This is a genomic window from Kitasatospora sp. NBC_00458, assembly GCF_036013975.1.
In the GTDB taxonomy this organism is placed as follows: domain Bacteria; phylum Actinomycetota; class Actinomycetes; order Streptomycetales; family Streptomycetaceae; genus Kitasatospora.
In genome coordinates this window covers 770,027-783,346 of the sequence record NZ_CP107904.1, presented here as the reverse complement: position 1 = coordinate 783,346, position 13,320 = coordinate 770,027, and the positions used below count along the sequence as shown (strand labels likewise).

At 74.2% G+C, this 13,320-nt stretch carries 13 protein-coding genes; 5 read left to right on the top strand and 8 right to left on the bottom strand.

Annotation, left to right across the window (positions count from 1 at the left end):
* Positions 1–153: 153 nt before the first annotated feature.
* Positions 154–1,314 (bottom strand): N(5)-(carboxyethyl)ornithine synthase, encoded by a 1,161-nt coding sequence (locus tag OG550_RS03060; RefSeq protein ID WP_327674204.1) that lies wholly within the window; start codon positions 1,312–1,314, stop codon positions 154–156.
* A gap of 422 nt (positions 1,315–1,736) precedes the next feature.
* Between OG550_RS03060 and OG550_RS03055 the strand changes: the two genes are divergently transcribed.
* Together OG550_RS03055 and OG550_RS03050 are read left to right on the top strand one after the other, a co-directional pair.
* Positions 1,737–2,744, top strand: a complete 1,008-nt coding sequence (locus tag OG550_RS03055) for a hypothetical protein (RefSeq protein WP_327674202.1) — start codon at positions 1,737–1,739, stop codon at positions 2,742–2,744.
* An 83-nt stretch (positions 2,745–2,827) separates the two neighbouring features.
* Positions 2,828–3,175: a deoxyxylulose-5-phosphate synthase gene (locus OG550_RS03050; RefSeq protein WP_327674201.1), complete on the top strand. Its 348-nt coding sequence runs from the start codon at positions 2,828–2,830 to the stop codon at positions 3,173–3,175.
* A gap of 21 nt (positions 3,176–3,196) precedes the next feature.
* Here OG550_RS03050 and OG550_RS03045 read toward each other — a convergent pair whose 3' ends face one another.
* Positions 3,197–3,871 (bottom strand): DUF4386 domain-containing protein, encoded by a 675-nt coding sequence (locus OG550_RS03045; protein WP_327674199.1) that lies wholly within the window; start codon positions 3,869–3,871, stop codon positions 3,197–3,199.
* A gap of 121 nt (positions 3,872–3,992) precedes the next feature.
* Between OG550_RS03045 and OG550_RS03040 the strand changes: the two genes are divergently transcribed.
* Both OG550_RS03040 and OG550_RS03035 read left to right on the top strand, forming a co-directional pair.
* On the top strand, positions 3,993–4,730 hold the full coding sequence (locus OG550_RS03040; RefSeq protein ID WP_327674197.1) for a TetR/AcrR family transcriptional regulator: 738 nt from the start codon (positions 3,993–3,995) through the stop codon (positions 4,728–4,730).
* 119 nt (positions 4,731–4,849) lie between these two features.
* Entirely contained in the window at positions 4,850–5,788 is a 939-nt protein-coding gene (locus OG550_RS03035; protein WP_327674195.1) for an aldo/keto reductase, read from the top strand.
* Positions 5,789–5,964: 176 nt separating this feature from the next.
* Here OG550_RS03035 and OG550_RS03030 read toward each other — a convergent pair whose 3' ends face one another.
* From OG550_RS03030 to bioB, 6 genes are all read right to left on the bottom strand, one after another.
* Complete coding sequence (locus tag OG550_RS03030; RefSeq protein ID WP_327674193.1) at positions 5,965–6,579, bottom strand: hypothetical protein; 615 nt, start codon at positions 6,577–6,579, stop codon at positions 5,965–5,967.
* Between the two features lie 166 nt (positions 6,580–6,745).
* The gene (locus tag OG550_RS03025) at positions 6,746–7,708 is read right to left on the bottom strand and encodes a DUF1152 domain-containing protein (protein ID WP_327674192.1); all 963 of its coding nucleotides are present in this window, start codon (positions 7,706–7,708) and stop codon (positions 6,746–6,748) included.
* Between the two features lie 348 nt (positions 7,709–8,056).
* The gene (locus OG550_RS03020; protein WP_327674190.1) at positions 8,057–8,500 is read right to left on the bottom strand and encodes a hypothetical protein; all 444 of its coding nucleotides are present in this window, start codon (positions 8,498–8,500) and stop codon (positions 8,057–8,059) included.
* A gap of 280 nt (positions 8,501–8,780) precedes the next feature.
* Positions 8,781–9,518: a dethiobiotin synthase gene (gene bioD, locus OG550_RS03015; RefSeq protein WP_327674188.1), complete on the bottom strand. Its 738-nt coding sequence runs from the start codon at positions 9,516–9,518 to the stop codon at positions 8,781–8,783.
* Positions 9,515–10,819: an adenosylmethionine--8-amino-7-oxononanoate transaminase gene (locus OG550_RS03010; RefSeq protein ID WP_327674185.1), complete on the bottom strand. Its 1,305-nt coding sequence runs from the start codon at positions 10,817–10,819 to the stop codon at positions 9,515–9,517. Before OG550_RS03010 ends, bioD begins: the two co-directional genes overlap by 4 nt.
* 38 nt (positions 10,820–10,857) lie before the next feature.
* Entirely contained in the window at positions 10,858–12,228 is a 1,371-nt protein-coding gene (bioB, locus tag OG550_RS03005; protein WP_327674184.1) for a biotin synthase BioB, read from the bottom strand.
* A gap of 339 nt (positions 12,229–12,567) precedes the next feature.
* On the opposite strand from bioB, the gene OG550_RS03000 reads away from it, so the two are divergent.
* A complete protein-coding gene (locus OG550_RS03000) occupies positions 12,568–13,299 on the top strand; it encodes a hypothetical protein (protein ID WP_327674182.1) in 732 nt (243 codons plus the stop codon).
* Positions 13,300–13,320: the final 21 nt, after the last annotated feature.

Below are 13,320 nucleotides of genomic sequence, written 5' to 3'. Positions count from 1 at the left end.
GCCGCCGGGCGGTGGCACACGGACTCCCCGGGCTTCGGGACCGCTCTCGAAGCCCGGGGACGGAACGGCGCCCGGTCGGCTCCCGGGCGCCCACGCCCACGCCGCCGCCGATGCCGGCGAGGGACGCCGGCGGGAGGCGCGGGCGAGTCGGCGTCAGGCTGCCGCCGGCAGCTCCAGGGACCGGTGCGGATAGTCCGCCGAGCGGTGCTGGAAGGACAGGATGCTCGGGTTCTGGACGACGCCGTCGCGGATCTCGATCGCGCGCCGCAGGGTCTCGTCGGACGTCCACGCCCCCGGGCCGGTGAGCACCGCGCGCAGGAAGGGCAGCAGCGCCTCGCTGTTCTCCCAGGTCGCCGAGTTCCACAGGTAGGACGGGCTGTGGTCGACGCCGTAGTAGCGGACGTTGTCGCCGACCTGGAACGTCGGCTCGGTGAAGGACGTGGGGCGGGCCCAGCTGAAGCCCATCCCCTCGTCGCAGGACACGTCGATGATGAGGGTGCCGGGCGCCAGGAGCCGGAGATCCTCTTCGTCGAGGAAGGTCAGCGGAGCGGCGGTGTCCTGCAGGACGCAGTTGACGATGATGTCGTGCTCGGCGAGGAACCCCGCCAGCGGCACCCGGCCGTCCTCGGACAGCGCGTAGCTGCGCCGGGCGTCGTTCTCGTCGCGGTCGAACCGCACGATCCGGGTGGAGTGGATCGGTGAGCTGACCGCCGTCACCCCGCGCTGGGTGAGCACGTCGACGTCGTGCACGCCGAGCGCGCTGAGCGCCGTCACCGCGCCCCGGGCCGTCGCGCCGAAGCCCAGGACCGCGGCCCGGAGGCGGCGGCCGTAGTCACCGGTCGAGCCGGTGAGCTGGAGGGCGTGCAGTACGGAGGAGTACCCGGCCAGCTCGTTGTTCTTGTGGAAGACGTGCAGGTTGAACGAGCCGTCGTTGGTCCAGTGGTTCATCGCCTCGAAGGCGATCAGGGTCAGCCGGCGGTCGATCGCGATCTGGGTGAGCTCCTCGTCCTGGACGCAGTGGGGCCAGCCCCAGAGGACCTGCCCCTGGCGGAACTCCACGAGTTCCGCCGCCTGCGGCTTGGCCAGCAGGATGACGTCGCATTCGGCGAGCAGTTGCTCCCGCGAGCGGAAGCCGGCGACCAAGGGCGCCAGGTGTTCGTCCGGTACGCCGAAACCTTCGGCGTAGCCGTGTTCAAGGAGGATGCGCCCCTGGAGGTCGGGGTCGATCCGCTCGAAGTGTGAGGGGTGAATCGGCAGTCTGCGCTCGTTCTCCTTGCGCGACTGCCCTATGACTCCGAGGTTGAGCTGGTGCACGTGGGCCCCTTCGATTACCCCAGGTCTAGCACAGTTCCGTACGTCACCGGTCCGGCGGAAGGCCCCCGAGGGGCCCGGCGGTGCCGTGCGCAACCCTCGGGCGGGGCGGTCCGCCCTGCTCAGCGGTGCTCCCGCGCCGAACCGGCCGACGGCCGACGGCCGGCGCGGCGCAGCCGTCGAGTGTCGCCCGCTCCGCCCGGTCCGCCCGGAGCGCCGGGTCCCTGCCCGGAGCGCCCGGAGCGTCGGGTCCCTGCCCGGAGCGCCCGGAGCGCCCCGGGCGATGCCCTGAGCGGCGCGTCCCTGAGCGGCGCGTCCCGGAGTGGAAGGGTGGCGGCCGACGGGACCGGGAGCCCTGTCGGCCGGGACGTCGGGACACCCAGGGTGGGAGGCGGCCACCCTTCCCCCCGGCACCGAGGAGCACGATGCGCAACCCGCAGCACAGCCACGCCCCGAACGACCACGGCGCGGACGTCGACCCGCACGACCTGCACATGGTCGCCTTCCGGTCCGACCCGACCCGACGGGCGCGCGACGCACTCCTCGCGGTCAACGCCGACATGCGGCGCAACTACGCCGCCCTCAAGGCCGAGTTGATCGAGCACCTCAGCCCCGTCATCGTCGTCCAGAACGACGCCCGGGGCGGCCGGTACACCCTGGTCCACGGCGGGGAGCGGGAGTCCCTGCACCCCGTACCGGAGGTGTTCGAGCTGGCGAAGTCCGTCGCCCACGTCCCGCTCGGCCTGTTCTCCGTCCTCGCGCCGTACCTCAAGGGCTCCGAGGGGCGCGGCTGGGTCCGCCCGCTCCGGGACTTCGGGGCCACCCTCGAAGCCGCCCGCGGGCGGCTCGACGAGGCCGGCCTGCCGGACGACCTGGAGGCGTCGTCCCGGCGGATCCTCGACGCGGCGCTGCGGTTCGTCGAGGAGTCGGTGGAGCACGGGACGTTCGGCATCGAGTCGTTCACCGGGTTCTCCGGCGGCGTGTACCGCGACGTCCGGACCAACATGTTCCACGCGGCCAAGGCGCAGATCGCCGGCGTCGAGGCGATCATGCGGCGGTGGCGGCACCGGGTGGGGGAGGAGCGGTGGAGGGACCTCTACGTCGTGGTCCTCTCGATCTGGACCACCTCCGTCCTCAACCAGAACACGATCATCATCAAGCAGTTCATGAACCCCGCCGACGCGGCGACCCACCTGCTCGACGTGTCCACCGCCGAGCCGCCCGCCGACCCGGTCCTCACCGCCCTCGACAACCTCGCCCGGATCGTCCAGGACAACGTCGCGGCGGAGCTGGTCTTCCCCGTCGACCAGGAGGTGGCGGACGCGCTCAAGGGCCGTGAGGACCTGCTCTCCGACGCCATCCAGGAACAGCTCGCCTGCCCCTTCAAGGACAGGCGCCCGTCCGCGCGGCAGGCAGCGCGCGTGAACGCGTAGCGGCGGCCGCGGGGGCCGCCCGTCCCGCGAACCGGTGCGGAAAACCGGTCGAACGCCACCCCGGCCCGCCCTACGCTGACGGCATGGCCCACGCGAAGACCTCCTACGTCTGCCTGCCCTGCCGGGCCTCGTACAAGCAGCCCCACGACCGCGACCGGGCCCGGCGCTGCCCGCGCTGCGCCGGACCGCTCGTCCACGCGGGCTCCGCCTTCGCCGCGCCGCGCCGGCGCGACACCGCCGCCTGGCGGACGCTCGCGCTGCTCCTGCACGCGGGCGTCCGCTTCCACAAGAGCTGCTGCGGCGGTCCCGGCTACCGGCCCCGCACCCTCCGCGAGGTGAAGGAGCGAATGGCCCACGCGCGCAGGAACGGCGAGCCGTTCGCGCGGGCGCTCGTCCGGCCCGAGGTCCCCTCGGCGGGCCGGGCCGGCTGACCGGCAGGGCGCGCCCGCTCCTCAACTCGCCCGGACGAAGACCCTCGTGGGAGTGAAGCCCTTCACCACGAGCCACAGTGCCAGGGAGACCTCCCAGGCGAACACCGGCAGCGCCGCGAGCGACCCGGCGGTGGACACCTGCGGGTAGAGGCCGAACAGCACCGCCACCGCCGAGGCGCAGATCAGCGACCCGCCGGCCAGGCCGAGCACGGCGATCGGCCGCGGGACCAGCCGGGAACGGAGCATCAGGTACGCCAGGGCCAGCGAGTCGGCCCCCAGCACCACGTTCGGCCCGAGCAGGAACGTCCGGTCGTGGACCGCGACCAGGGCGTCGGCCACCGTGCCGAGGGCGGCGGCGTCCGCGCCGTCCGCCTCCCTGCGCAGGGTGACGACGGCCAGCAGGCTCACGATGCCGACCGCGATCACCGCCGCCTCCAGCAGCCGGCCGCAGACGTAGCCGAGCGCGACCGCCTCGCCGTGCCGCCGCACCACCGGGTACAGGGCCACCCCCGTGCCGATCACCGCGAGCACCAGCACCACCTCGCACAGCGCCCCCGCCACCACGCGGCCGTCCGCGCCGCTCCCGGCGACGTACGCGGCGCCGTCCAGCGCCGGCCGGTAGAGCAGCATGCCCGCTATCGCCGCGACTTCGGTCACCAGGAACAGCACCCCCGCGACCACTGCCGTCCGCCTCATCGGCTCCACCGGCCTCCCCTTCCAGTCCACCCCACGAGGTGTACGGCGTACACCTGCGGCCCACGGTAGGCGTACGCCGTACACTCGTCAAGCCGGAAACAGGAGGAGCGGAGGAGTGGAGATGACCGAGGGAGCCCGGCGCACCCGCCTGAGCAAGGACCGCGTGCTGCGCACCGCCGTGGCACTCGCCGACGGCGGGGGCGGCATCGACGCGCTCAGCATGCGCAAACTCGCCCAGGAGCTGGGCGTCGTACCGATGGCGCTCTACAAGCACGTCGCCAACAAGGAGGAACTGCTGCTCCGCATGGTCGACGCCGTCGTCGGCGAGATCGACCCGCCGGTCTCCGGCACCGACTGGAAGGACGCCGTCCGGCGGCGCGTCCTCTCCGCCCGCCTGGTGCTGCTGCGCCACCCCTGGGCACCGCGCGTGATCGAGTCGCTGCCCGCGCCGACCCCGGCCATGCTCGGCTACCTCGACTCGGTGATCGGCACCTTCCGCTCCGGCGGCCTCTCCGCCGACCTGACGCACCATGCGATGCACGCGATGGGCGGCCGGCTGCTCGGCTTCACCCAGGAACTGTTCACCGCAGCCCCGGGAGGGCCCGCTTCGGAGGCCCCGGACGCCCCGGCGGCCGTGGCGCCGCCCGCCCCCGACGCGGTGATGCCCTACCCGCACATCGCCGAGATCGCCGCCGCCGCGACCCACGACGACGGCTCGGTCGTCGGCGGCGGCTGCGACGACCTGTTCGAGTTCGAGTTCGCCCTCGACCTCCTCCTCGACGGCATCGACCGCCTCCACCGCCAGGGCTGGACCTCCGCCGCCCGCCGCGCGGCCCAGCGCTCCGCGGGCCCCGCGTAGTGCCGCCGCGGCCGCGGCGCCGGCGTTCGCGCTCGGCGCCTGAGCGGGCGGCCGGAATCCTGTTGCGGGTGATCGCGATTCGGTCTTGAATGGTCCAGACCACAAGGGGGGTACCATCCATGACCATTCCTCAGCGCACCATCGTGCTGGGCACCTTGGGATTCGGCACGATCGTCGACGAGGAGACGTCGTTCCGCATCCTGGACCGCTTCGTCGAGGCGGGCGGGACCGTCCTCGACACCGCGAACAACTACGCCTTCTGGCTCGACGGCGCGACCGGGGACGAGAGCGAAGAGGTCATCGGCCGCTGGCTGGCCAGCCGCGGCGCGCGCGACCGGGTCGTCATCAGCACCAAGGTGGGCGCCCGGCCCAGCGTGCCGGGGGGCGGACTGGAGAGCGCCGAGGGACTCTCCGGGAAGGCGATCCGGGCCGCCGCCGAGGACAGCCTGCGCCGCCTCGGCACCGACCACGTGGACGTGTACTGGAGCCACATCGAGGACCGGTCCGTCCCGCTCGGCGAGACCGTGGAGGCGTTCGCCGACCTCGTGGCGTCCGGCAAGGCGGGCGCCGTCGGCGCCAGCAACCACGCCGTCTGGCGGGTCGAGCGGGCGCGGGCACTGGCCGGGGAGGGGCCGCGCTACAGCCACCTCCAGTACCGCTACTCCTACCTCCAGCCGCGGTTCGACGTACCGCTGCTCTCCTCGGCGCACGTCCACGTGACGTCCGAACTCCTCGACTACGTCCGGTCCGAGGGCGACCTCAGGCTCTGGGTCTACAGCCCGCTCCTCTCCGGCGGCCTCACCCGCGACGACGTCGAGATCGGCGCCGCCTACGACCACCCGGGCACGCCCAGGCGGCTCGCCGCCCTGCGCGAGGTCGCCGAGCAGACCGGCGCCACCGTCAACCAGGTGGCGCTGAGCTGGCTGCTCGACCACGAGGCGCGGATCCTGCCGCTGGTCGGGGTGAGCAGGACCTCCCAGCTCGACGAGGCGCTCGGCGCCCTCGACCTGACCCTCTCCGAGGAGCAGCGCCGCCGGCTGGACGAGGCCGCGCTGTAGCCCGCGCAGGCCCCGGGGCGGCCGGACCACCGGTGGGTGGCCGGCCGCCGTCGTGCGTTCGCCCAGGGGTCGTCCGCCGCGGCGCACTCGCGCCGGGGGTCCGGTCCCCGGGGGGCCGGTGCCCGGGTGTCCGGACCCCGGTGTCCGGCTCCCCAGGGGGGCCGGGAGGGGGGAGCTCAGACCGGGTAGCCGATTCCCGCGATGTCGTCGGCGAGCTCGTCCAGGTCGGTGTCGGGGTTGAGGGCGGACACGACCTCGGCGGTGAGCGGACGGAGCGCCAGGACGTGCTCGACCGCCGACAGGCTCGGCTCGTGCTCGGGCTCGTAGTACTCCTCGGCCCACTCCCGGTACGCGCCCGCGGTGCCGTCGGCCAGCAGCCCGAAGAGCTCGGCGCCGCCCGTCGCGGCGGCCACCGGCGCCCGCCAGTGGGCGTCCCCGGTCTGCCGCCAGAAGCAGACCGTCACTATCGGCGAGCCGTCGTGCCCGGCGAAGGCGGGCTCCTCCACGATGGACCGGAAGACCTCGGGGACCTCCGTCAGCAGGTGGGGCGCGTTCTGCGACTCGTGGGCGAAGCCCCGGGCGTACACGCCCGCCGACGAGAAGACCATGAACCAGTCGTCGCCGCAGCCGTCCCGCATCGAGGCCATCTCCTCGCCCTCGCCCCACTGGGCGTCGAAGGAGTAGTACCTGCCCTCCCAGTCGGGGCTGAGGACGGCGTCGAGCATGGCGAGGGCCCGGCAGCGGTCGCGGACGGCGGCGATGTCGGGCAGACGGAGCAGGAGATCGTGCATAGGGTCATTCAATCAGGTGGTATCCGCACGGCCCGTCAACGGACCGCCCCCCTGCCCGTTCGGCTGCGCGGCGCCCGAGGGGCGTGCCGTCCTGCACGCGCCGAAGACCTGCGCGTTCCGCTCGCGGGGGCTCCGCTCACCCGCGGGCGGTCCGGCGGCCGCGGGATCAGTGCGGGAACGTCCGCGGCGGGCGCAGACCGGGGAGCTCGTCCCGGAACTCCTCGATGACCGAGCTGATCTGGCGGGTCAGGTGGGTGTGTTCGATCCGTTCGAGGTAGAGGTTCCGGGCGGCGAGGGCCTCCACGGTCACGGTGAAGTAGAGCGCCATCAGCGGATTGACGAAGAGTTCGGTTCCCCTGGTCCGCTCGGTGAAGCGGACATCCCCGAACAGGCCCTGGAGCGCCGCCGCCACGGAACCGTGGACGATGCTGGGGTGCTCGGGGAACGCGGCCTGCGCGTGGGCGACCGCGTCGAGGTAGAGGACCCCCTCGCGGGAGTCCCGGGGGATGGAGAACGCACCGAGGTACCCGCCGTCGCGGCCGAGCGCGGCGAGGTTCTCCAGGACCAGGCTGTGGCTGACGCCGTGGTGGGCGTCGACCCCGAACCCCAGGCAGGTGACCAGCCGCTGCGGTACGCCCGACAGGCCGGCGACGGCGGCGAGGCTGGCCATGTCCTCCTCGGGGGTGCCGAGCCCGGCCTCGTCGCCGCGCATCAGGATGTCCGTGCCGCCGTCCACCAGCAGGATGGCGTCGATGCCGAGGTGCGCGGTGAGTGCACGGTAGGCCTTCCGCAGCGGCTGGACACCGACCGATGCGAGCGCCCAGACCGTGTCGGGCATGCGGTGCAGGTTCAGCCAGCGGGACAGCGTGCGCTCGGGGAAGTACTGCTCGGCGGACCGTGTGTCGGGCACGATCCGGGCGACACCGGGCTTCAGCCACACCTCGGAGTCGAGGCCGTAGAGGTGGCTGAAGGAGAGGCTGGCCAGGTGCACCTCCTTGCCCGCGGCGCGAAGGGCCAGGGCGATCGGCAGCCCGCCGTAGACGTCGAAGCCACCCCCGGCACCGGCGATCAGGATGCGCTCGGCCGTGTTCAGACGCGTCAGCAGGGGCGGTTCGAGGAGCGTGGGCATCCGGCGAATGTAGTGGTCCTGGTGATGCGGTGTCACTCGGATTCGGCGCGGGCCTCCCGGCCGCTCCCGGGAGGGCGGGGAGAACGGGAGCGGGCGCCGTCCGGACGGCACCGCGAGCGTCCTGCGGCACCTCCGGCGGCTCGCCTCCCGTGACGTTCGCCGTGCCGGCCCCGCGAGGAGCGCCGACGCGCCCCCGACCGGCTTGCCGGCCGTACGGGGTCCGGCGCGACCGCCGCCTGCCCCGCGTCCCGCTGCTCCCGCCCGGTTCGGATCCGGGCGGGCGTGCCAGGGCGGGCGGGCGTGTCGGGGCCGCGCAGGACCGCGGCCTGCAGCTGAACCGGCAGGCCGTCAGCTACTGCCGAGCGCGTACGTCCGGAACGTGGCGAGCAGGGGCAGGACGTCCGTCTTGCTCGGCTCCTCGGTCACCGCCCGCATCGCGTCGATCACCGCGTGGGCGATCGCCTTGACCACGTCGAGGTCGTCGCCGGCCGTCTCGCCCCAGGCCCGCAGGGTCTGCGTGAGCAGCGCGCTCATCCGGGCGCCGATGTTGGAGCTGACCGCGTCGGTCAGCTCCGCCAGTTCCTCGTCCGTCATGCTCGACCGCAGTCCGAACGCCAGCGCCATCAGCGTGTCCACGGCGTGCTCGCCGTAGGCCGCGACCAGCGCCGCGAGCGGTTGCTCGGCCGGGCCCCGGGCGGCCAGCGCGGCCAGTGCCTCGTCGTCGTCCTTCCACGCCGCTTCGAGCGCGGCGAGGGCCCGCAGGGCCTCGTCCACCATCAGGCCATCCGTCATGCGGAGAACGGTATTGAGGCCTACCGCGCGGTGGACCGGGTGGCGCCGGGATCTCACTCGTTCGAGCGAAAACGGTCGCGTTCCCGCCCCGGCGGGTCCACGGCGGTGACCGGCCCGGCCCGGCCTCGCAGGGGCGCGGCGTGGCGTGGCACCGGCCGCGGAGGAGCCCGGAAGCGACACCCGGCCGCGGCGAACGGCTCAGGCGGCGCGGGCCGGGGCCCGCCCGGACCCGGGCCGGCCCCACTCTGTCGGGTCGTCCGGTGCCGGGCCCGCCCGCCGCTCAGTCGGCGCCGTGCTCCGCGGTGAACCCGGCCGCGTCCCACCGGCCGTAGAGCCCGGGGGCGAGCGCGGCGACGGCGACGGCGGCGAAGTCCCCGGCACCGGCGGCCCGTTCGGGCAGCGCGCCGAGCAGCGGGGCGCCGGCGGCGCGCGGCAGGTCGGCCAGGTTGCAGCGGTCGGCGAGGCCGGGGGAGTCGGGCCAGGCGCCGACCACCACGCCGGTCAGCGGCAGTTCGCGCGCGGCGAGCGCCTCCGCCGTGAGCGTGGTGGTGTTGAGCGTGCCGAGCCCGGCCGTCGCCACCAGCAGGACTTCGGCCGGCAGCCCGAGGCCGCGCACGGCCTGCGCCTGGTCGGCCAGCGTCCGGCCCTGTCCGTCGTAGCGGACCAGCAGGCCGCCCGCGCCCTCGACGAGCACCAGGTCGTGGCCGTCGGCCAGATCGGCCACCGCCTTCGCGACGTCCTCCGCCGCCAGGTACGGCAGGCCGGCCCGCCGGGCCGCCGTGTCCGGCGCCAACGGCTCGGGGAACCGGGCGAGTTCGCGGAGCGTCAGCGGTCCGCCGGCCAGCCGGTCGACCTCCTGGACGTCCCCGGGCTCACCCGGCGCGACGCCGGTCTGTCCCGGCTTCAGCACCGCGACCCGCAGTCCCGCCCGCAGGGCGGCCGCGGCGACGGCGGCGGTGGTCACGGTCTTGCCGACCTCGGTGCCGGTGCCGGTCACGAACACGATCCGGGCGCTCATCCCGCCACCGCCGCCGCCGTCACGGCCGCGGCGATCCGCGCCACGTCCTCGTCGCCGGTCACATACGGCGGCATGGTGTAGATGAGGTCGCGGAACGGGCGCAGCCAGACGCCCTCCCGTGCGGCCGCCTCCGTCGCCGCCTGCACGTCCACCGGGTGGTCCAGCTGGACGACGCCGATCGCACCGAGCACCCGCACGTCCAGGACGCCGGGCACCCCGGCCGCGTCCGCCAGACCGTCCCGCAGCCCGGTCCCGATCCGCTTGACCTCGGTCTGCCAGTCCTGCGCGAGCAGCAGGTCGATCGAGGCGTTGGCGACCGCCGAGGCCAGCGGGTTGCCCATGAACGTCGGGCCGTGGGCCAGGACGGGCATCTCGCCCCGGCTGATGCCGTCGGCGATCCGGGACGTGCAGAGCGCCGCCGCCATCGTGAGGTAGCCGCCGGTCATCGACTTGCCCAGGCACATCACGTCCGGGGAGACGCCCGCGTGGTCGGCTGCGAACAGCGCACCGCTGCGGCCGAACCCGGTGGCGATCTCGTCGAAGATCAGCAGCACCCCGTGCCGGTCGCAGAGTTCGCGCAGCATCCGCAGGTACGCGGGGGAGTGGAAGCGCATCCCGCCCGCGCCCTGCACCACCGGCTCGACGATCACCGCGGCCAGCTCCGACGCGTGACGCTCCATCAACTCGTCGAAGGCGCGCACGTACGCGTCGTCGACGGGGGCGTCGAACCCGCCCGGCGGCTGCGGTGCGAAGAGCTGGCCCGGCAGCACCCCGCCCCACAGGTGGTGCATGCCGCCCTGCGGGTCGCACACCGACATCGGGTGGAAGGTGTCCCCGTGGTAGCCGCCGCGCCAGGTCAGCAGCCGGTGCTTCTCCGGGCGGCCGGTGGACTGCCAGTACTGCAGGCACATCTTCATCGCGACCTCGACGGCCACGGAGCCCGAGTCGGCCAGGAAGACGTGCTGCAGCGGCTCCGGGGTGATCTCCACCAGCGTGGCGGCCAGCCGGACGGCGGGCTCGTGGGTGAGCCCGCCGAACATGACGTGGCTCATCCGGCCCAGCTGGTCGCGCACCGCCTCGTCCAGGACCGGGTGCCCGTACCCGTGGATCGCCGCCCACCAGGACGACATGCCGTCGATCAGCTCGCGGCGGCCCCCCGCGACCGGCGCGCCCAGCGTGAGCCGGACGCCGGACGCGGACTCCACCACGTACGGGGTGACGGTGCCGGGCATCGGCCCGTACGGGTGCCAGACGTGCGCCCGGTCGAGCGCGAGGAGGGTGTCGGGGGACAGCTTGGCCATGGGTCTACTTCCGTACCGTTCCGTTCCGTGCGGCGGGATCAGGCGTTGGGCGCGAGCTCGGTGCCGGCGCCGCGACGGCGGACCCGGACCAGGTCGGTTCGCGCCTCGTCGCCGCCCCCGGCGGGCCCGGCCACGGGCTCGGAAGCAGCCGCGGCCACGGGCTCGGCCGCCACCCCGGCCACCGGCGGGGCCGCCTCGGCCACCGGCTCCGCGACGAGCGTCCCGCCGTGTCCGGTGTCCGCGCCGTGCCCGGCGTGCCCGCCGCACGGGCCGCAGCCGCCGCCCGTCCCGCACAGGCCGCCGGCCGGGGCGCCCGCGGCGTCCGCCGGGGCGGCGCCCGTGCCGCAGCCGCCGCCACCGGTCGCGGCACCGGAGCCGCACCCGCCGCCGCCCGCGACGACGTCCGACCGGTGCCGGGGCAGGGTGGCCTCGCCCGCGCCCTCCACCTCGAAGCCGGCGTCCCGGATCATGTCGAGGTCGGTCTGACCGGCCTGGCCCTCACTGGTCAGGTAGTCGCCGAGGAAGATGGAGTTGGCGATGTGCAGGCCCAGCGGCTGCAGGCTGCGCAGGTGCACCTCGCGGCCGCCCGCGATCCGCACCTCGGTGTCCGGGTTGACGAACCGCACCATCGCGAGGATGCGCAGGCAGCGCTGCGGGGTGAGGTTCCACTCCTTGGCCAGTGGCGTGCCCTCGAACGGGATCAGGAAGTTCACCGGCACCGAGTCCGAGCCCAGCTCGCGCAGCGCGAAGACCACGTCCACCAGGTCCTCGTCACGCTCGCCCATGCCGGCGATCAGGCCGGAGCAGGCGGACAGGCCCGCACCGTGCGCCTTCTGCACGGTGTCGACCCGGTCGGCGTAGGTGTGGGTGGTGGTGATGTCGCCGTAGGTGCTCTCGGAGGTGTTGAGGTTGTGGTTGTAGGCGTCGGCCCCGGCCGCCTTCAGCCGCTCGGCCTGGTTGTCGGACAGCAGGCCGAGGCAGGCGCACACCTCGACCGCCGGGTCGGCCTCCTTGATGGCCGTGATCGTGTCGGTCACCCGGTCGATGTCACGGTCCGTCGGGCCGCGCCCGCTCGCCACCAGGCAGACGCGCTTGGCGCCGCCGGCCACGCCGGCCTTCGCGGCCTCGGCGGCCTGGTCCGGCTTCAGCCACGTGTACTTGAGGATCCCGGCCTTGGAGCCCAGCCGCTGCGAGCAGTACGAGCAGTCCTCCGGGCAGAGCCCGCTCTTGAGGTTCACCAGGTAGTTGAGCTTGACCCGGCGGCCGAACCACCGCCGGCGCACCCGTCCGGCGGCGGCGACCACGTCCAGCAGCTCGTCGTCGGTGGTGGCGAGGACGGCCAGCGCCTCCTCGCGGGTGGGGGTCTCCCCACGCAGGCCCTTGGCGGTGAGGGTATCGAGCAGATCCATGGGCCTGATCCTGCCTCCTGGCCCTTGAGAGACGCCAGAGGAAACCCACCAGAAGATCCCGGGGAGGATGTGCGAGTTGTCACAGTGTCGAAGCTCACGGTAGTGCTGCAGGTCACGTCGGGTGCGGAGGCGGCCCGCAGCGGCGGACGGCGGCCGCCGGAGCCCGCCCCAGTGATCTCCACCACGCGTGACCTGCATAGAATCGGCGCCATGACGACGCAGGGGGAGCACACCCCGTCACCCGCGGAGCGACCGGTGGATCGGTCGGCAGATCGGTCGGCGGAACGGCCGGCCGGCCACACGTCGGAACGGCCCGCCGGGGCGTACCGGGCCAGGAGAGTGACCGCCCGCCGCGTCGTCGGCTGGGTCGTGGTGATCGGGGTGGTCGCGGCCGGAGGATGGGTCATCTCCCGCCCGATGCCCGGCGACTTCATACCCGGGCTCGGTCCGTCCAGCAAGGACGCGACCAAGACGCCACCGGTCGTCGGCGACGCGCCGCGCGCCGTCGCCGACCCCGAGGTCCTCGACGTCGACGCCTACTTCCCCGCCCAGCGGGTGATCGAGGCGGGCGGCTACAAGGGCAAGCGCTCCGGTGCCCGCCGGGGCGACAACTGCACCGAGGTGCTCCACGACCGGGCCCTGGACCTGCTCCGCGACGGCGGCTGCCGCGGCTACCTCGCCGTCAGCTTCACCGGCCAGGACAAGCCGGTGCTCAGCAGCGTCACCCTGCTCCGGTTCGCCGACGCCCCCGCCGCCGCGAAGGCCGCGGACGCGCTGCGCGCCAAGCCCGGCTCGGTGGCCTTCATCCTCCCCGACGCCTCCGCCGCACCCGCCCAGGCGGCCGGCACGGCCAAGCCCGGCGGCGAGCCGAGGGTCGAGCTGGTCGGCCACTACGTGACGGTCACCAGCTCGCGGCCGGCCGACACCCACGCCGCCCCGCCGAGCCCCTCCGGCGCCGTCACCACCCCGCTCCCGGTGCCGTCCACCAGCGCCCCCGGCACCGAGCAGATGCTCGACGAGGCCACCCGGGCGCTCTCCTACACGGCCGGCGCACCCTTCGTCTGGATGTAGCACCGGACACGGAGGGGCGGG

Coding starts and splice junctions, on each gene's coding strand:
- OG550_RS03040 (WP_327674197.1), top strand. CDS start 3,993: ATGACCGAGGGAGCCCGGCGCACCCGCCTGAGCAAGGACCGCGTGCTG.
- OG550_RS03050 (WP_327674201.1), top strand. CDS start 2,828: ATGGCCCACGCGAAGACCTCCTACGTCTGCCTGCCCTGCCGGGCCTCG.
- OG550_RS03025 (WP_327674192.1), bottom strand. CDS start 7,708: ATGCCCACGCTCCTCGAACCGCCCCTGCTGACGCGTCTGAACACGGCC.
- bioB (WP_327674184.1), bottom strand. CDS start 12,228: ATGGATCTGCTCGATACCCTCACCGCCAAGGGCCTGCGTGGGGAGACC.
- bioD (WP_327674188.1), bottom strand. CDS start 9,518: ATGAGCGCCCGGATCGTGTTCGTGACCGGCACCGGCACCGAGGTCGGC.
- OG550_RS03030 (WP_327674193.1), bottom strand. CDS start 6,579: ATGCACGATCTCCTGCTCCGTCTGCCCGACATCGCCGCCGTCCGCGAC.
- OG550_RS03010 (WP_327674185.1), bottom strand. CDS start 10,819: ATGGCCAAGCTGTCCCCCGACACCCTCCTCGCGCTCGACCGGGCGCAC.
- OG550_RS03020 (WP_327674190.1), bottom strand. CDS start 8,500: ATGACGGATGGCCTGATGGTGGACGAGGCCCTGCGGGCCCTCGCCGCG.
- OG550_RS03045 (WP_327674199.1), bottom strand. CDS start 3,871: ATGAGGCGGACGGCAGTGGTCGCGGGGGTGCTGTTCCTGGTGACCGAA.
- OG550_RS03055 (WP_327674202.1), top strand. CDS start 1,737: ATGCGCAACCCGCAGCACAGCCACGCCCCGAACGACCACGGCGCGGAC.
- OG550_RS03035 (WP_327674195.1), top strand. CDS start 4,850: ATGACCATTCCTCAGCGCACCATCGTGCTGGGCACCTTGGGATTCGGC.